Origin of the sequence: Nocardia vinacea (assembly GCF_035920345.1) — a bacterium.
Classification (GTDB): domain Bacteria; phylum Actinomycetota; class Actinomycetes; order Mycobacteriales; family Mycobacteriaceae; genus Nocardia; species Nocardia vinacea_A.
This window is the reverse complement of record NZ_CP109149.1, coordinates 4607229-4624612: the sequence shown is the minus strand read 5'-3', so window position 1 is coordinate 4624612 and position 17384 is coordinate 4607229. Positions and strand designations below refer to the sequence as shown.

Genomic DNA, 17384 nt, shown 5'->3' with positions numbered 1-17384 from the left:
AGATCGAGCTATCCGACGACCGATTTCATCCAGGCGATGACGGCGGCATGATATTGCGCGGTATTCCGCGCGAGATTCACCGAATGTCCGCTGCCGGGCAGCACGAAGGTTCGCAATCGCGCGGCCGGACTGAAAAACGCGGCCTCCGCGGCCTGCAGGGTCGCGTTGTCGGCGCAGATCGAATATGCGGGTCCGCACGACAACCGGTCCAAACTGCCATTGACGACCATGACCGGGGCGGTGATGAGGCTGGACATCCCGGGCAGGGTAGAGGTGAGGCCGTCGGGATATTCGGTGAGCGAGAAGGTTTCCTTCGTCGCCTCATCGATCGCGAGCACCTGCGGATCATAATTATCCGGCCCGAAGAAATCACTGGCCCGGGTGCCCGGCCGGGTCACGAGATAGCCCGAATCGTATCCGCGGCTGGCGAATACGGGATCCTGTACCGCCTGGTAGTAGGTGCCGATCACACCGAGGACATCCGGCACGCTCAGGGTGTGCGAATATCCGGTGAGCAGCACGCCGTCGACATCGTGGTAAGTGGTGGCCTCCATGACGGAGGTGCCGGAGCTCAGCGAATGACCGCCGGTGACGACCTTGCCGAACGGCTGTGCGCCCGCCAGGCCGTGGCGCAGGGCCTGCACGATGTTGTGTAGGGCTTCTGCGGTGGCGGATGCGGTCAGTGACATGCTCGGCGGACGGGTGCTCGCGCCGTTACCGAGTCGATCGGCCACCAGCGTCGCGTAACCTGCGGCGTTCATCGCGCGCCGGAAGTTGTAAGTCTCTGGGGCGTAAGAGAAATCCCAGTAGGTGTGGTTGTAGTTGGACCCCGCCATCAACACCATGACGGTATCGGTCGGCCGGTCCGGCAGGCACAGGGTCGCGCCCAACGTCCCCTGCGGTACCGGGAAAGAGATCTCCTGACAACGGTTGGGCGAGGCGGCCGGATCAGCACTGGCCCCGCCCGGCACCACACCGAGCATCGTCGCCGCCGCGGTAGCGGCCACCAGTATTCGGGCGTAGAGCTTCTTCGTCACCGCGTTCCCTCCGAATGGGAAATGTCGTGCGCCGCGCCATCTTCTGGCGAATCACCATACCGCACACGAAGATCCGTAGCTATGGGGTTGCGTGACGAAGATGCGATCTACGATGCACGGCATGGGTTCGCGTGGTGTGCACTTCGTCGGCAGCTTTCCGGGTGCGAGTACGGACGACGCGATGCGCGCGATGCTCGATGCCGCGGGTCCGCGCCTACGCACGCTCCCGACGGGCGAAACGCGTCGCTACGAGTTCTACATCCAGCCGATCATCGAGGATCTGGTGGCGCAGGGCGCATTGGAAGTGAAGAAGCCGGGTACGTGGCGGTCGAGTCGGGAGCGGACTATCCATCGCGTTCCGAGCGGTCGCGGGCTGACGGGCGACATGATGGAGCTCGGTTATCTCGCCGAGGCCCAGGAGGCGCTGCCGATATTCCGGGACTTGCGCACGGCGCGCGAGCTGCCCGAACTCACTCTCCAGATCGGGATGCCGACCGATTTCACCCTGGCCTTCATCGCCATGGGCATTCCAGGTGTCCGGTCGCACCGCAAGGCATTCCGTGACGCGACCGTGCGCGATATCGCGGCCATTCACGAACTGGTCGGTACCGAGGACGTGGTCGTGCAATTGGAGGCGACCGCGGAAATGGTGCTCATGGCGAAGGCGCAGCCACTGCACCGACGGCTGGAGGCGACATTGTGCCTCGGCGAGGGAATTGCGGCGCTGGCCGAATCCACGCCTGCGGGAACCAGATTCGGCGTTCATCTGTGCGTCGGAAGCATGCACAACAAGTCCCGGGCCAGCATGCGTGATCTGCGACCCTTCGTGGAGCTGGCCAATTCCGTTGTCCGGCAGTGGCCGTCGGATCGCCCGCTGACCTATGTGCACGGTCCGCTTGCGGCCGGCGATATCCCGCCGTCGGCGGATCCTGCGTTCTACGCGCCCCTCGCGGACCTGTCACTCGGCGAGGGCACGAATTTCTACGCGGGATTCGTCCACGACACTCCCACGGTGCCAGAGCAGGTCGAGACCTTGCGGTTGATTGAGAACGCACTGAGTAGACCGGTGGACGGCGTCGCGAGTGCATGTGGACTCGGTCGCCGTTCGCGTCCGATCGCCGACGCGCTCGCGGCCCGCGCCGATACGCTCGCCGCGAGCTAGGGCTTGCGACCGACTCCGCCCAACAGCACCAACTTGGTGCGCGGCAGGTCGTCGTCGAGCCAATCCTGTACCGGCACCAGACCGGGTTCGACCACCTCGAAGCCGTCCAGGTAGGCGGCCACCATATCCGGGGTCCGGTATTGGACCTGCGCCGAGCTGCCGTCGGTGTCGCTGGTCGACTGCGCGACGAACTCCGCGTATGTGTCGACCGATCCGTGGGTGAAGGCCAGGATGCTTCCCGGCGCCATCACATCGCGCAGTCGCGCGATGATCTCGGCCGGGTGTTCGTCGTCCATCACGAAGTGCAGTACGCCGACGATCAGAATCGCTACCGGCTGGTCGAAGTCGATCTGTCCTTCGGTCCGCGCCTTCTCGATGATCTCGTCCGTGCGGCGAATATCACCGAGTATCGATGTGACACCGGACGTGCCGGACAGCAGCGCGTTGGTGTGCACGTACACGACCGGGTCGTAGTCGATCATCACGACGCGTGCCGAGGGGTCGACCTTCTGCGCTATCTCGTGCACGTTGGGCGAGATGGGGATTCCGGCCCCTATATCGATGAACTGCCGAATCCCCGCCTGGGCCGCCTCTTCCACGGCGTTGAGGAGGAATTTACGACTGAACCAGGCCGTCGTCTTGGTATCCGGCGCGACCGCGAGCATTCGCTCGGCGACCCGCTGGTCCACCTCGTAGTTGTCTTTACCGCCGAGTAGGTAGTTGTACACCCGAGCAGCGTTCGGCTTGGATGGATCGACGCGTACCGGCGCCCGATCGGCCTCAGCCACCGCACCTCCCTTGATGTCCCACGGCACATCGTAACAACGTCTGGTCGTTTGTCCGCATGGATCGGGCTGCGATGCTCGATTGCGGTGAATCCTTTGTGCGGGTTTACACCTCTCATACTTGTGTCGGCAACACGGTCGGCGCGAGATCAGGAGGTTCGACGTGATCATAGTCGCGATTGTTGTTGGGGCGCTGCTCATTTGCGCGTGCAGCATCACCGTGCTGCGGCGGCGGAGCCGGTCGGAATGACCGAGGTGTGCTGGCCCGACGAACATCTCGTCGCCGCGGCGCGGGCGGGCGATATCGAGTCGATCACCTCGCTGGTGTCCGGATCGCATCCGCACGTGCGGCGCTTCGCGTACTCGCTGTGCGCGACGCCGGAGGATGCCGAGGATGCGGCGCAGGAGGCGTTGATCATTCTGTACCGCAAGATCGGGACATTGCGGGCATCGGGTGCGTTGGCCTCGTGGATGTTTCGCATTGTGCGCAATGAATGCCTGCGACAACTGCGGTTACGCGTGCGTCGGGCCGAACCGATTCCCGACTCGGCCATCGCATCGGCGGAACAGGAGGCGATCAATCGCTGGGAGGCCGAACGGGTGGCCGCGGCGATCGCGGCACTGCCCGGCGATCAGCGGCGGGTGCTGATCATGCGAGATGTGCAGGGGTACAGCGGTCGAATGGTCGCGGATCTGCTCGGGCTGAGCACCGCGGCGATGAAATCACGGCTGCATCGGGCGCGTATGGCGGTGCAGGAGAGTCTGGAGGTCGGTAATGACGAAAGCATCGCGTAGCGATTCCATGAGCGGTGGTGGTCGGGCGACGGGCGGGCGCTATGAGTTCGCCAGTGCGTCGCTATCGCGCCATTTGGCCCGTGGCGCAATCGGATTCGGCGCTGTGGTCGGTTCGTTCGCACTGATGCCGGCGGTCGGCCCCGTCGGTCTGCTGCTCCTGCCGGTCGGTCTCGTCGCACTGCGTGGCTGCCCGACCTGCTGGGCAATCGGCTTGCTCCAGACGCTCTCCCGCGGCCGACTGCAGCGCTCGTGCATCGACGGAACCTGCCAACTGGTCACCACGAAACCCGGTGCGACATAACCGCTTCCACCACCTGAACACAACCGCACCCCAGTTGAGTGCGGCTGTTCTACGTGCGGTTCTTGGCGGGGCGGTTGGAAGCGGCGCGGCGTTCGGCCTGTTGGGTTTTGACGCGCTCGTTTTCCTTCAGCACCGCGGCGTAGTTCTCGCGCTCGCGGATCAGCCATTCGGGCGGGTCGGCGAGCAGGGCAGCGATTTCCTCGGCGTTCATCGCATCGGAGACGTCGGCGCGGGCCAGGCCGGTATTGGAAACTCCGAGTTTGCGGGCGACGATATCGCGGGGGAAGGGGCCCGCCTTGCGCAGTTCGGTCAGCCAGGCCGGGGGATTGGTACGCAACTCTTCGAGTTCGGCGCGGGAGATCGGGGAGTTGCGGAATTCCTCGGGCGTCGCCGGAAGGTAGATGCCGAGCTTGTTCGCCGCGGTCAGCGGCTTCATGGTCTGCGGTTTCTTATCCGGGCTCACCGGTACAGCCTAATGGGCACAGCCGGACGCAGTCCGCCCGCAGTCTGTTGCGCGTGGAAGAGCGAAGGCGAGGCCACCGCGTATCCGGCCCGGCGGTGCCCTCGGACCACCCGCCTCGTGAGTCGACAGCCTCGATGGCAATACCCTCGTACGAATGAACCCCGAGTCCATCGACGTGACCCGCCTGCGCTGGTTTGTCGCGGTTGCCGAGGAACTGCATTTCGCCCGGGCGGCGAAATCGCTGCACATTTCGCGGCAGAAGTTGAGTCACACGGTGATCGATTTGGAGCAAGAACTCGGGAAGAAACTTTTTGTGCCCGGAGCGCAGCCGACGCAGCTGACCGAGGAGGGACAGCAGTTGCTGCGCGATGCCAGGGATATCATCGCGCGGGCAGCGGAGCCCGAGCCCGTGGCTGCGGAGGATGTCGCATTGCGGGTCGGCTTCGTACCTGGCGTGACGGTCTCCAAATGGACGCGGATCTGGGGTGAGCGGTTTCCGGACACCGCGCTGGAGGTGGTCCCGATTCCGATGGCCGAACAACTCGCCGCGCTGCGTGACGGGCGCGTCGACGCCTGTTTCGTCCGTCTGCCCATCGATCGTGCAGGTCTGAGCGCGATTCCGCTCTACCGAGAGCTTCCCGTCGTCGTGGTGCCCAAAGACCACACCTTGTCGCTGTTCGAACAGGTGGGCATGGGCGATCTGGAGGGTGAACGGATCCAGGACTCGAGCGATATCGATGCGATCGCGGGCACCATCGAGTTGGTCGCGGCCGGTGTCGGCGTCGCCATCGTCCCGCATTCCATTGCCCGGCTGTACGCGCGCCGCGACCTCGTCTACCGGACGATGATGGGCGTCCCGGCTACGGAAATCGCCCTGGCCTGGCCAGTCGCGCACACCACCGAACTGATCGAAGAGTTCGTCGGCGTCGTGCGCGGCCGTTCGGAACGCAGCTCGCGGGCCCAGGTTCAGCGCAAGAAGACCGAGCCGAAGAAGACCACCGCCAAGCGTTCGACGAGGAGCGTCGTCAAGAACGCCGGAGCCAAGAAAAAGCCCGCCAAGCGACGAGGGCGTTAGGCGGGCGAATTCCCGAGGGAGTCAATACCTTTCGGTGTGGACTACCGAGGCTTGCGCCGCAGGATCGAGTCGCGGATCATGACGCCCGCGATCACGGCGGCGAAACCGACCAGGAACAGGTCCTCGATGCGGCCCTTGTGGTTGCCGATCGTCATGGCCAGCAGGATCACGCAGACGATCCAGCCCGCGACACGGAAGGTGCGGCGCGATTCCCCGCTCCAGCCCCATTCGGCGGACGGAACCTCGGCGGTGTCCACGTGGGTGACGATTGCGCGGTCACTGGTGGGTTCGAGTTCCGTGGCGGCCACGATCGCTCCTTAGCTCGGTGTAAGCGTTGCTGCCGATATCGTGGCATACGACCGCTCGTCGTAGCCAGCAGGGCTGTGTTCGATCGGCGAGCGGCGCCCTACGTGGTTACGCGGGCTACCGCCTGCGGGCGCGTCGCTGGCCCCGCTGCCACAATGGGGCCGTGTCCGACATCGTGAGAGTCCTTCTGCTCGGCAGCACCGGTTCCATCGGTACCCAGGCGCTCGAGGTGATTGCCGCCAATCCCGACAAGTTCCAGGTGGTCGGGTTGGCCGCGCGTGGCGGCAATACCGAGCTGCTCGCGGCCCAGATGGCCGCCACCGGGACCCGCAATGTCGCGGTCGCCGATCCGGCCGCGGGCACCGACCTCGACCTGGCTCTGAGCGGGCCCGGCGCGGTTACCGAATTGGTGCGCCGCACCGAGGCCGATGTCGTACTCAACGCATTGGTCGGTTCGCTCGGCCTGGAGCCGACCCTGGCCACCCTGCAATCAGGCACCCGACTGGCGTTGGCGAATAAGGAATCCCTCGTCGCGGGCGGCTCGCTGGTGACTCGCGCCGCCGCACCCGGCCAGATCGTGCCGGTCGACTCCGAACACTCCGCGCTCGCCCAATGCCTGCGCGGCGGCCGGGCCGAGGAGGTGGATCGGCTGGTGCTGACCGCGTCGGGAGGTCCGTTCCGCGGCTGGACCACCGAAATGCTGGAATCGGTGAATCCGTCCGAGGCGAAGGCGCATCCGACCTGGTCGATGGGCCTGATGAATACGTTGAATTCAGCCTCGCTGGTGAACAAGGGCCTCGAACTAATCGAGACGCATCTGCTGTTCGGGGTGCCCTACGACCATATCGATGTCACGGTGCATCCGCAGTCGATCGTGCACTCCATGGTCACCTTCAAAGACGGCTCCACCCTTGCTCAGGCCAGCCCGCCCGATATGAAGCTGCCGATCGCACTGGCACTCGGCTGGCCCGATCGCATACCGGGCGCGGCCGCCGCCTGCGACTTCAGCACCGCGTCGACCTGGGAATTCGAGCCGGTCGACAATGCGGTATTCCCGGCGGTCGAGCTGGCCAGGCAGGCGGGCACCGCGGGCGGCAGCGTCACCGCGGTCTACAACGCGGCGAATGAGATCGCGGTGCAAGCCTTCCTGGACGGGATCATTCGTTTCCCGGATATCGTGCGCACCGTCGCCCGCGCGGTCGAGGCGGCCGATCGGTGGCAGGCCGAGCCCGAGACACTCGACGATGTGCTGGCGGCCGATACGTGGGCGCGCGACTACGCCCGCGCGCTCGTCCACCCGGCCTGAGCGCGCATTTCCCGCCCTATCCGGTGATTTTTGCGGCAGGCGTGCGAAAGTGCGCGGCCAGGCGGATCGTCCGCGCCGAACGGCCTTCGATGCGATCGGACGCGCCGCCGGATGGTGGCCTGGCAGACTTGGGAGCGAAGGTTGGTCGGCGTCCGGTTACTGTGGTCGGGGTGCCCGCGGCGCGGACGGACGTGCCTGTGCGGGTAATCGCGGCCGCTGCGGGCGGCCGCACTTCATTTGAGGCGAGCTGCGCAACGCAGGAGGGCTGTACAGCAAATGGTGTTCGCGTTGGGGTTCGTACTGTTCGCCCTCGGCATCACGATTTCGATCGCGCTGCACGAATGCGGGCATATGTGGGCTGCCCAGTCCACGGGCATGAAGGTGCGGCGCTATTTCATCGGCTTCGGTCCGAAGATTTTCTCGTTCCGGCGCGGTGAAACCGAATACGGCCTGAAGGCGCTCCCGCTCGGCGGCTTCTGCGATATCGCGGGCATGACGGCATTGGACGAACTGGCACCCGAGGATCTCGACCGGGCCATGTATCGCCAGACCACCTGGAAGCGCTTGGTCGTGATGTTCGGCGGGATCGCCATGAACTTCGTGCTCGGCTTCCTCCTGCTGGTCGTACTCGCGATCGGTTGGGGACTGCCGCGCTTCGACCAGCCGCCCGCGACCACCATCGGCGCGATGAAATGCGTCGCCCAGCAGAATCCGGATAAAACGCTGGCCGACTGCCAGGGCACCGGACCGGCGCAGCAGTCCGGTATGCAGCGCGGTGACGTGGTCAAGGCCGTCAACGGCGTGAGGGTGACGACCTGGCAGCAGTTCACCGCCGAAACCCAGAAGCAGACCGGCCCGTTCACTTACACCATCGAGCGCGACGGTCAGACCAGGACGATCGAGGTCACCCCGGAACGCGTCACGCGCTATCCCGATGACGGCGGGCCGGGCCGCGAGGTCAGCGCGGTCGGCGTCGGTTCGGAGTACTACGAGCCCCTGAAGTACAACGCGCTGGCCGCGATTCCGGCCGCGGGCGCCTATACCGGGCAGATGTTCGTGCGCACGGTGGAATCGCTGGCCCAGATGCCGCAGAAGGTTTCCGCGCTGTGGACCGCGGTGACCGGTGGCGAGCGCGATCCGGAAACCCCGGTCAGTGTCTACGGCGCGAGCAAGATCGGCGGCGAGACCGCCGAGCGCGGCCTGTGGGGCGTGTTCATTCTGGTCCTGGCCAGCCTGAACTTCTTCCTCGGCGCGTTCAACCTGCTGCCGCTGTTGCCGCTGGACGGCGGGCATATCGCGGTGGTGCTCTACGAGAAGGTCCGCAATACCGTCCGCGGCTGGAAGGGGCTGGCGCCGGGCGGTCCGGTCGACTATCTGAAACTGCTTCCGGTGACCTACGTCGCAGTGGTGATCGGCGGTGCGTATATGGTGCTCACGCTGGTCGCCGACATCGTGAATCCGATCCAGTTGTTCCGTTGACGCGCTAACCTGTCGCGGTTGTGCCGCGATCACTACCGCGAACGCCGGATTGCTGGCATTTCGGGACATCTGTGTGTCATGACTCATGTCATGGCTGTCACAGGGTGAGCAGCCGTGACACGCGGCTAAGCTCGGTAGGCGAACGGCCCGAATCAGTACGCACGAAAGTAGGCAGCCGAAAGTGACCAGCACAATCGGATTGGGAATGCCGACCGCACCCGTGGCCGTTCTCGCACCTCGCCGCAAGACCCGCCAATTGATGGTGGGCAATGTGGGCGTCGGCAGCGATTACCCGATTTCCGTGCAGTCGATGACCACCACCAAAACCCACGACATCAACGCCACCCTGCAGCAGATCGCCGAACTGACGGCCTCGGGCTGCGATATCGTGCGCGTCGCCTGCCCGCGCCAGGAGGACGCCGACGCACTGGCGACCATCGCGCGCAAGAGCCAGATCCCGGTTATCGCGGATATCCATTTCCAGCCGCGCTATATCTTCGCCGCCATCGATGCGGGTTGTGCCGCGGTGCGCGTAAACCCGGGCAATATCAAGGAATTCGACGGCCGGGTCGGCGAGGTGGCCAAGGCCGCGGGCGCGGCGGGCATCCCGATTCGCATCGGCGTGAACGCCGGTTCGCTGGATAAGCGGATGTTGGAGAAGTACGGCAAGGCGACCCCGGAGGCACTGGTCGAATCGGCGCTGTGGGAGGCGAGCCTGTTCGAGGAGCACGGCTTCGGCGATATCAAGATCTCGGTCAAGCACAACGATCCGGTGGTCATGGTCGAGGCCTACCGCCAGTTGGCCGCGCAGTCCGACTACCCGCTGCACCTCGGTGTGACCGAGGCCGGTCCAGCGTTCCAAGGCACGATCAAGTCCGCCGTCGCATTCGGTTCGCTGCTGTCGGAGGGCATCGGCGACACGATTCGCGTGTCGCTGTCCGCGCCGCCGGCCGAGGAGGTCAAGGTCGGTGGGCAGATTCTGCAGTCGCTGAACCTGCGCCCGCGCAAGCTCGAGATCGTCTCCTGTCCGTCCTGCGGTCGCGCCCAGGTCGATGTGTACACCTTGGCCAATGAGGTGAGCGCCGGTCTGGAGGGCATGGAGGTGCCGCTGCGGGTGGCCGTGATGGGCTGCGTGGTGAACGGTCCGGGTGAGGCGCGTGAGGCCGATCTCGGTGTCGCCTCGGGCAACGGCAAGGGCCAGATCTTCGTCAAGGGGCAGGTCATCAAGACCGTGCCGGAGGCGCAGATCGTGGAGACCTTGATCGAAGAGGCCATGCGCATTGCCGAGGAGATGGGCGAGACGGCAGGCGCGGGCGAACCAGTAGTCTCCGTCGGCTGACCTTTTCGAGCGACCCGCAAGCGGTCGTTACGGGCGGGAGTTCCCGAGTAGCCGTACCACAGTCGACCGATTCGTGGCAGGCTGTCGATGTGCGGAGTCTGCTGGAACCGGCGCGACGGGCCAAGGATGCCCCCGCGCGTCAGCTCGCGAATCGGGATCTGGCACAGGTGCTGCGGGTGCTGGATAGCGATCCGATCGCCTCGTGCATGGTGGCGGCGCGGTTACAGGAATTCGGCTTGGATACCGGCGTCGGACACGGTGAACTGTGGAGTCGGGGTGGACCGTCGGAATCGCTGTGCTTCTCCGGGGCGAATCTGGTGCCCTTGCGCGGTGACGAGGATGCGTTGCGCGCCTTTGCCACGCGGGCGGTCCGCTGGCCGCGGGTGTGTTCGTCGGTGGTCGGGCGTCAGGAATTGACGCTGCCGCTGTGGGAGATGCTGTCGGCGCATTGGGGCCCGGAACGCGAGCTACGCGGTGCGCAGCCGCTGCTAGCTCTCGGCCAGCCCGCGCTGGCCACCGCCGATGCGCAGGTCCGCAGGGTTCGGCCAGATGAGTTGGAGCGCTATCACGCCGCGGCGATCGCCATGTTCATCGAGGAGGTCGGGGTCGATCCGCGCGCGGGTGACGGCGGCCGCGGCTATCGGCGCCGGATCCAGAGCCTGATCGAATCCGGCCGCGCCTGGGCGCGTTTCGAGGACGGCGAAGTGGTGTTCAAGGCCGAGGTCGGATCGCTGTCCCGGCGTACCGGGCAGATCCAGGGCGTGTGGGTACATCCGCAACGTCGCGGCGCCGGTCTCGGCACTCGCGGTACGGCCGCCGTGGCCAATGCGGTGGTGGCCTCGGGGCGCACCGCGAGCCTCTACGTGAACGACTACAACAGCATCGCCCGCCGGGCCTACAGCCGGGTCGGATTCCGGCAGATCGCCACCTTCGCGACCGTGCTGCTGGACTGAACGCGGCACTGAACATCGGTGTGCCACAGCCGTTTGCTCGCGGTTGACTATACGATCGGTCCCGATGTCGACTCGCATGCTCATTACGCTGGCCGTCGCGGCGTTCGCGGCGGTGGGATCCGGCTGCTCGGCCAGCCCGCAGGGACCGGTGCCCGCGGCGGACGCCTTCCTGGCCGCCTTCGCCGACCACTACATCGAGGCCGCGGCCGATCTCACCAGTCAGCCCGAGAAGGCAACCGCCGCACTGCGTTCCACATGGGACGAGTTGCAGGCCGAGAAGTTGACCGCGCATACCGGCGCGGCGCGGGTCACCGGCGATACCGCGACCGTCGACTACACCTACGAGTGGCGCCTGCCCAAGGACCGGATCTGGAAATACACCGGCCAATTGCAGATGGGCCGCAGTGACGGCCGCTGGATGGTGCGCTGGACCTCCTCCGATATCCACCCCAAACTCGGTGCCACCCAGACCATGGCACTGCGCGCCAACCCGGCCCCACGCGCCAGGGTGAACGAGCAGTCCGGCAGCGATGTGCTGGTGCCGGGCAAGGTATCTCGGGTCGCGTTCACCGTGGCCTCCGCACCGGATCCGGGTTACACCGCGACCTCGCTGGCGGCGGCGTTGAACCGCTTCGACGACCGGCTCATCCCCGAGGCGATCCTGAGCGCGGCGTACGCCGCCAAGGGCGAGTACACCGTCGCGTTGTTGAGCGAGTACGAATTCGAACAGGTGAGTGGAGATCTCATCGGTCTGCCCGGGGTAACGGTGACCCAGCAGTGGGATATGGTCGCCACCGACCGCGATTTCGCACCCGATCTGCTCGCACAGGTGCGCAAGACGGTGATCGCCGAGGTGGACGGCAAGGCGGGCTGGAGCGTTGTCACCATGAACGCCAACGGCGCCGATACCGACGTACTCACCGAGGTGCCCGCACAACCCGCCCCGTCGTTCTCGCTCAGCATCGACCGCAATGTGCAGAACTCCGCGCAGCGTGCCGTCAGCGGCCGCGAGGAGCAGACCATGATGGTGGTGCTGCGGCCGTCGACCGGCGCGATTCTCGCTGTCGCTCAGAACAAGGCGGCCGACCGTGCCGGGCCGGTGGCCACCATCGGCCAGTATCCGCCGGGCTCAGTTTTCAAGACGGTGACCGCAGCTGCGGCGATGTCGCTCGGAAAGGCCACGCCCGAAACGGTTTTGCCATGTCCGAGCCGAATTGTCATCGGGGAGCGGACAATTCCGAACTACAATCTCTTCCAACTCGGTGACGTGTCGATGGCCACGGCCTACGAGCGATCCTGCAATACCGCATTCGCGAAATTGGCCAGTGACCTGCCCAGCGACGCACTGCACGATGCCGCCGCGAAACTCGGTGTGGGACAGGGGTATACGGTTCCAGGTCTGCCGACCGAATCGGGTTCGGTGCCACCGGCCGACGATATGATCCAGCGCACCGAGGACGGCATCGGCCAGGGCAAGGTGGTGGTGAGCCCGTTCGGAATGGCGGTGCTCGCCGCGACCGTCGCGCACGGGTCGGCGCCGGTGCCGTATCTGATCGCCGGACGGACCACGGAGATCAAAGGGGACCGTCCGGCCATCGGGGCCGAAGTGATCGATGGTTTACGCGTGATGATGCGCAAGGTGGTCATCGGCGGTACCGCCGAACGCATTGCCGACCAGGGCGAGGTGTACGGGAAGACCGGGGAGGCCGAGGTCGGCGGCGGCTCGCATTCGTGGTTCGTCGGCTATCGCGGGGATCTGGCCTTCGCGACATTGCTGGTCAAGGGCGGCAGTTCGGATAATGCCGTGGCGGTGACGCGAGATATGCTCGCCGCCCTGCCCACAGGGTACTGAACCCGACTCAGTTGGTGCGACTGGTGGACTCCGGCGGGGCGCCGCGATCGGGCATCTCGTAACGCAGTGTGGTGGAACCGATTCGGATGATATCGCCGTGCGCGAGTGCGGTATCGGCACCGATCGGCACACCGTTGACGTAAACGCCGTTGGCCGAATCCCGATCCCGGATGAAGATCCGGTTCTCGCGCGGCACGATGCGCGCGTGTTTACGGCTGACCCGGGCATCGTCGAGCACGATGTCGTTATCCCATTCCCGGCCGATCCGCAGCCCGGTCGCCGGAATGGCGATCGCCTCACCGTCGCCGACCCGCAGCCAGGCCTGCCGCAGCACATCGGGCAGATCCCGCTTCGTCGCCCCGGGTGAGGAGGAGACCGTCGGCAGTGCCTGCTGGCTGCGGATCGCCGCCTCCAGTGCCAGGGTGCGCGGATCCGGGTCGATGCCCTGCTGGTCGGCGAGGTTGCGGCGGATGCGCAGACAGGCGGCGAGTGCGTCGGCCTGGCGGCCCGCGCGGTAGAGCGCGGAGATGAACAGTCGCCAGAGCCGCTCGTTCACGGCGTGTTCGGTGGTCAGTGCGGTCAGTTCGCCCAGGACCGCGCCTTCGCGCCCGCATGCGATGTCCGCGTCCAGGCGATCGGCGATGGCGTTCAACCGGCGTTCGTCCATATCGGTGGCGAAATTGTCGGCGAAACGCAGTCCGCGCAGTCCGGCGACCGCCTCACCACTCCACTCCGCGAGCGCGTCGGCGAAACATTCGGCCGCGGTTTCCAGATCGCCGGTGGTGAAGGCCAGGGAGCCCTGGGTCCTGGCCCGCTCGAAGCGGCCGACATCGCATTGATCCTCGGCGATATCGAGGAGGTATCCGGCGTGCACGGTGCGCAGGATGGCCCGGTCGTCGACCCCGGCCGAACGGAGCACAGTGCGCAGATTCGACACGTAGGCGTAGAGGCCGTCGACCGAGCGATTCGGCATCTCCTCTTCCCAGATGCTGTTCGCCAGTGTGGTTTTCGCGACGGCATTGCGGCGGTTGATGACGAGCATGGCGAGCAGCGCGCGGAGTTTGGCGCCGGGCAACGGAATTGCCTGATCGTCGACCAGCAGGCGCACCGGTCCGAGCACTCGAAGATCGAGCGCCGGTCGATTCGAGCCCGCAGAGCCCACCAGATTCCCTCCGAACGCAATCCGCTTCCGGGCCGCCGCTGCCCCACGGCTGTTTCGCCGACGGAAGCGTCACGCGATGAATTCAGCATACGCACTGCTGGCATGCCGTGCCCCGTCGCGAGTACGCCGTCGGCGAAATGATTACGCGCCGTGCCGGATTCGGATCGATAATGGGATCGTCCACCGCCGTGGTGGACATTGTCGGCGATCTTGTTGGAGTTGACCGGATGGATGATGTACTGCTGACCCCGCCCGATGCGGCCGAAGTGACGCTGCTGGCGAGCGGTGTGGTCGCTGCGGCGTCCGGTGCCGACGGGCTGACCCCGCTGCAGCAGTTGCTGATTCCGTCGCTGTTCCTGTCGATGACCGGACATCGAGTCGAGTTGGAGACGCTGCCGCCCGTCGATGCCGAGACTTTCGCGGTCGGTCTGGATCGGCGCAACCGGATCTTCCGGGAGCGGATCGTGCAGACGATGCTGTTGTCCGCGCTGGTGGTGCGGCCGCTGCCGCCCGCAGTCGCGAGCAAACTGCGGGAGTTCGCCGACGCGCTCGAGGTCGACGACGAGATGATCGCGGTGGCGCAGAAATATGCCGAGGGCGCGATCGAACTCGCCGCGGTCGACTTCGACCGCAACGGTTATCTCGGCGGGCTGGATCCGAGCCGGTTGACCGCGCTGCACACCGAAAGTCTGGATTCGTCCTGGGGGCAGGTCAGCGATGATCCGACCTTGGCCACGCGCTGGGCCGGCCTGCGCGAGTTGCCCGTCGGGACGCTCGGCCGTGGTGTCTCCGATTTCTATGTCGACCGTGGTTTCGTCACGCCCGGCCTGCCGGGTTCCGCGCCGCCGTTGCTCGCCCAGCACGACTGGGTGCATGTGCTCGCCGGATACGGCACCACGCTGGAAAATGAGATCGAGGTATTCGCATTCATGGCGCGCGCCAACGACGACCCGCGCGCGTTCAGCCTGCTCGCCATGGTGATTTCACTCTTCGAAACCGGCTACCTACATGCCGGAGCCGGATTGTTCGAAGCCAACGAAGGACATTTGAGCACCGCAGGCATGGCGACGCGCCTAGGCGATGCCATGCGACGCGGGGCGCTCACCCATGGCAGCCACGATTTCCTCGACTTGGACTGGTTCGCGCTGGCTGATCGTCCGATCGCGGTGGTGCGCAATGAGATCGGGTTGACCGCGAAGTCACACGAGGCCGTTGCGGCGGGTTCCGTCGGGGCCTGGGAGACGGGCGGTATCACGCCGTACCAACTGCATTCGGCCGAGGCCGCCGCTCAGGCCGCGGGCACGCCGTATCTGCCCTGGCGTCCGGATCCGTCCCGCGACTGATCAGGTGCGGTGCAGGGTCGCCGCGAGGTGGTGGGTCAGTGGTTCGCCGACCGCGGCCATACGCAGCCTGTAGTCGATGGTGTCCCCGACCAACTTGATCGAACGGCCGAGGGCGGTTACCACTTTCGCGGTACTGCTGCGGCCGATGCTGGTCGATTCGAATTCCATCCGCAGTTCACCATCGACGACGGTGAGGCTGCCCTCACAGATCTCGGTGATGCCGGTCGGGTGGGCCAGGATCAATTCGACGTGATCCGGGCGCGGGCACCGCAGATAACCGGTTTCGGCGTGCATCGGTCGGCTGCCGTCGGCGGCGCGGGTGCGCTGCCGGTAGGTGAGGAACGGTCGGCCGAGGTGGCCGAACTTGATTTCCTCGACATAGTCGAATGACTCGATGGTCGGGTACTCACCGTGCCCTGGTCCGCGCCATGTGCCGAGCAATGGTGCGAGCGGAGCGATATCCGGATGGGGGGCGACGGAAGGTTGGGGGGCGACCACGCGCGACAGCTTAAACCCGTCGGATTCGGGGCGTTCCGATACGGTCGAAATTCCACCAAGCTAAGGTTAGCGTCGCCTAATCGCCAAATGAGGGTTGCGAGTGGCTGGAAAGGACGAAGAAGTTGAACGCACGCCTTAGTGAACTGCGCCGCAACGGTGCCTGGCGGTCGCGGACCCGCAACGGTCTGCTACGCGCATCGGTGCTCGGCGTTGCCCTGGTCGTGGCCGCGGCATGCTCGGATTCGAAGTCGTCTAACGATGAAGTGCCTGCCCTCGACGGCAATCACTACGCACAGACCAACCTCGCCGCCAACAATGCCGAATACAAAGCGCAGTACACCTTTCCGGATATGGTGAACGCGTGGGGACTAGCCGATCGCCCGAAGGGTGCGGGCGGGCATTTCTGGGTCGGCGCGGGCGGTAAGTCCTTCCAATTCGTGGGCGATGTCAGCGCGTCCGCGGATCCCAAGGTGCAGAAGCTGTTCCAGGATCCGCTGAAGATCGTCACGATTCCGGGCGCGGATGCCGACACTTCGGACAAGAGCATCGGCAAGACCACCGGCGTCGTGTTCAACGGCGCTCCCATCACCTCCGATCTGTTCGTCGTCCGTGATCAGCCGGTGGATGTCGACGGTGCGCCGATGCTGCTGACCGGTTCGTCGCGGTTCATCTTCGCCACCGACTCCGGCAAGATTTCAGCCTGGACCGAGCAGGGGCCCGAGGGCGCGATCATCCGGCACGACGGTCCGGCGAATCTGGTCTTCGACGGCGAGTCCGAGGGCATGGCGTTCTTCGGCATCACGCTCGCTCCGTCCGGTGACAAGCTGCTCGCCGCCGACTTCGGTGAGAACCCGCAGGTCCGCACCTTCGACAAGGACTGGCAGCTGATCCCGACCGTCGGCTTCGCCAACCCCTTCGCCACCGGCGACCAGATCGACGCGGCCGCCCCGGATAAGGGCAAGAAGGCCAAGCCCGGCGATCCCGCCCCGTTCAATGTGACCACCATCGGCAACCGCGTATTCGTCTCGTACGCGGACACCAAGCCGGATGAGCAGGACGCGTCCAAGTTCGACAAGGCCGAAGAGGATTCGCTCGACAAGGACCAGGAGAAGGACGCCAAGGGCAAGCCGGCCAAGGGCAAGGTCGCGGAATTCGACGGCAACGGCAAGTTGGTCCGCATCCTCGACGACGGCGGTCGCCTCAATGCGCCGTGGGCTGTCGCGGTGGCGCCCGCGAACTTCGGTCCGCTCAGCGGCAAGCTGCTTGTCGGCAACTTCGGTGGCCTCGGCCACGTGCTCGCCTATGACGACGCCACCGGCAAGTTCGTCGACTACCTGCGCGATGAGAAGGGCCAGCCGATCGAGATCGAGGGTCTGTGGGCCCTGATGTTCGGCAATGGCGAGAGTCTCGGCGACGCCGACTCGCTGTATTTCACTGCGGGCCCGGATGACGAGAAGGAAGGTCTGTTCGGCAAGCTCCGCTTGAAGTAACCCTGCAGTAGGCGAAGGCGGTCCCCGGTAGCACCGGG

The 17384-nt window shown here is 65.7% G+C and carries 17 protein-coding genes; 11 read left to right on the top strand and 6 right to left on the bottom strand.

Going from position 1 to position 17384, the window contains the following annotated elements; all coding sequences use genetic code 11:
- Positions 1 to 8: 8 nt before the first annotated feature.
- The gene (locus OIE68_RS21215; RefSeq protein WP_327101094.1) at positions 9 to 1037 is read right to left on the bottom strand and encodes an alpha/beta hydrolase; all 1029 of its coding nucleotides are present in this window, start codon (positions 1035 to 1037) and stop codon (positions 9 to 11) included.
- 121 nt (positions 1038 to 1158) lie between these two features.
- On the opposite strand from OIE68_RS21215, the gene OIE68_RS21210 reads away from it, so the two are divergent.
- On the top strand, positions 1159 to 2199 hold the full coding sequence (locus OIE68_RS21210; protein WP_327101093.1) for a hypothetical protein: 1041 nt from the start codon (positions 1159 to 1161) through the stop codon (positions 2197 to 2199).
- Here OIE68_RS21210 and OIE68_RS21205 read toward each other — a convergent pair.
- Positions 2196 to 2987 carry an SAM-dependent methyltransferase gene (locus tag OIE68_RS21205; RefSeq protein WP_327101092.1) on the bottom strand — a complete coding sequence of 264 codons (792 nt, stop codon included), beginning with the start codon at positions 2985 to 2987 and terminating at the stop codon, positions 2196 to 2198. The two genes, OIE68_RS21210 and OIE68_RS21205, sit on opposite strands and share 4 nt — an antisense overlap.
- Before the next feature lie 243 nt (positions 2988 to 3230).
- On the opposite strand from OIE68_RS21205, the gene OIE68_RS21200 reads away from it, so the two are divergent.
- Together OIE68_RS21200 and OIE68_RS21195 are read left to right on the top strand one after the other, a co-directional pair.
- Complete coding sequence (locus tag OIE68_RS21200; RefSeq protein ID WP_327101091.1) at positions 3231 to 3779, top strand: RNA polymerase sigma factor; 549 nt, start codon at positions 3231 to 3233, stop codon at positions 3777 to 3779.
- Positions 3760 to 4080: a hypothetical protein gene (locus OIE68_RS21195; protein ID WP_327101090.1), complete on the top strand. Its 321-nt coding sequence runs from the start codon at positions 3760 to 3762 to the stop codon at positions 4078 to 4080. Before OIE68_RS21200 ends, OIE68_RS21195 begins: the two co-directional genes overlap by 20 nt.
- Positions 4081 to 4129: 49 nt before the next feature.
- Here the strand turns inward: OIE68_RS21195 and OIE68_RS21190 are convergent, their stop codons facing one another.
- Positions 4130 to 4543, bottom strand: coding sequence for a DUF5997 family protein (locus tag OIE68_RS21190; RefSeq protein ID WP_327101089.1), 414 nt, complete (start codon positions 4541 to 4543; stop codon positions 4130 to 4132).
- A 154-nt stretch (positions 4544 to 4697) separates the two neighbouring features.
- Between OIE68_RS21190 and OIE68_RS21185 the strand changes: the two genes are divergently transcribed.
- Positions 4698 to 5618 carry a LysR family transcriptional regulator gene (locus OIE68_RS21185; RefSeq protein WP_327101088.1) on the top strand — a complete coding sequence of 307 codons (921 nt, stop codon included), beginning with the start codon at positions 4698 to 4700 and terminating at the stop codon, positions 5616 to 5618.
- Between the two features lie 41 nt (positions 5619 to 5659).
- On the opposite strand, the gene OIE68_RS21180 is transcribed toward OIE68_RS21185, so the two are convergent.
- Positions 5660 to 5926, bottom strand: a complete 267-nt coding sequence (locus tag OIE68_RS21180; RefSeq protein ID WP_327101087.1) for a DUF2631 domain-containing protein — start codon at positions 5924 to 5926, stop codon at positions 5660 to 5662.
- Positions 5927 to 6087: 161 nt separating this feature from the next.
- Here OIE68_RS21180 and dxr point away from each other — a divergent pair, with 161 nt between their 5' ends.
- The 5 genes from dxr to OIE68_RS21155 all read left to right on the top strand — a co-directional run bounded on the left by dxr (position 6088) and on the right by OIE68_RS21155 (position 12853).
- Positions 6088 to 7230: a 1-deoxy-D-xylulose-5-phosphate reductoisomerase gene (gene dxr / locus OIE68_RS21175; protein WP_327101086.1), complete on the top strand. Its 1143-nt coding sequence runs from the start codon at positions 6088 to 6090 to the stop codon at positions 7228 to 7230.
- 276 nt (positions 7231 to 7506) lie between these two features.
- Positions 7507 to 8709: a site-2 protease family protein gene (locus OIE68_RS21170; RefSeq protein WP_327101085.1), complete on the top strand. Its 1203-nt coding sequence runs from the start codon at positions 7507 to 7509 to the stop codon at positions 8707 to 8709.
- Positions 8710 to 8890: 181 nt separating this feature from the next.
- Positions 8891 to 10048, top strand: a complete 1158-nt coding sequence (gene ispG, locus OIE68_RS21165) for a flavodoxin-dependent (E)-4-hydroxy-3-methylbut-2-enyl-diphosphate synthase (protein WP_327101084.1) — start codon at positions 8891 to 8893, stop codon at positions 10046 to 10048.
- A gap of 89 nt (positions 10049 to 10137) precedes the next feature.
- Positions 10138 to 11001, top strand: coding sequence for a GNAT family N-acetyltransferase (locus OIE68_RS21160; protein WP_327101083.1), 864 nt, complete (start codon positions 10138 to 10140; stop codon positions 10999 to 11001).
- A gap of 64 nt (positions 11002 to 11065) precedes the next feature.
- Positions 11066 to 12853 (top strand): penicillin-binding transpeptidase domain-containing protein, encoded by a 1788-nt coding sequence (locus OIE68_RS21155; RefSeq protein WP_327101082.1) that lies wholly within the window; start codon positions 11066 to 11068, stop codon positions 12851 to 12853.
- 7 nt (positions 12854 to 12860) lie between these two features.
- On the opposite strand, the gene OIE68_RS21150 is transcribed toward OIE68_RS21155, so the two are convergent.
- Entirely contained in the window at positions 12861 to 14015 is a 1155-nt protein-coding gene (locus OIE68_RS21150; protein WP_327101081.1) for a BTAD domain-containing putative transcriptional regulator, read from the bottom strand.
- A gap of 227 nt (positions 14016 to 14242) precedes the next feature.
- On the opposite strand from OIE68_RS21150, the gene OIE68_RS21145 reads away from it, so the two are divergent.
- Positions 14243 to 15358, top strand: a complete 1116-nt coding sequence (locus OIE68_RS21145; RefSeq protein ID WP_327101080.1) for a hypothetical protein — start codon at positions 14243 to 14245, stop codon at positions 15356 to 15358.
- Here the strand turns inward: OIE68_RS21145 and OIE68_RS21140 are convergent, their stop codons facing one another.
- On the bottom strand, positions 15359 to 15865 hold the full coding sequence (locus OIE68_RS21140) for a peroxynitrite isomerase (RefSeq protein ID WP_327101746.1): 507 nt from the start codon (positions 15863 to 15865) through the stop codon (positions 15359 to 15361).
- Between the two features lie 206 nt (positions 15866 to 16071).
- Between OIE68_RS21140 and OIE68_RS21135 the strand changes: the two genes are divergently transcribed.
- The gene (locus OIE68_RS21135) at positions 16072 to 17346 is read left to right on the top strand and encodes a TIGR03118 family protein (protein ID WP_327101745.1); all 1275 of its coding nucleotides are present in this window, start codon (positions 16072 to 16074) and stop codon (positions 17344 to 17346) included.
- Positions 17347 to 17384 lie beyond the last annotated feature (38 nt).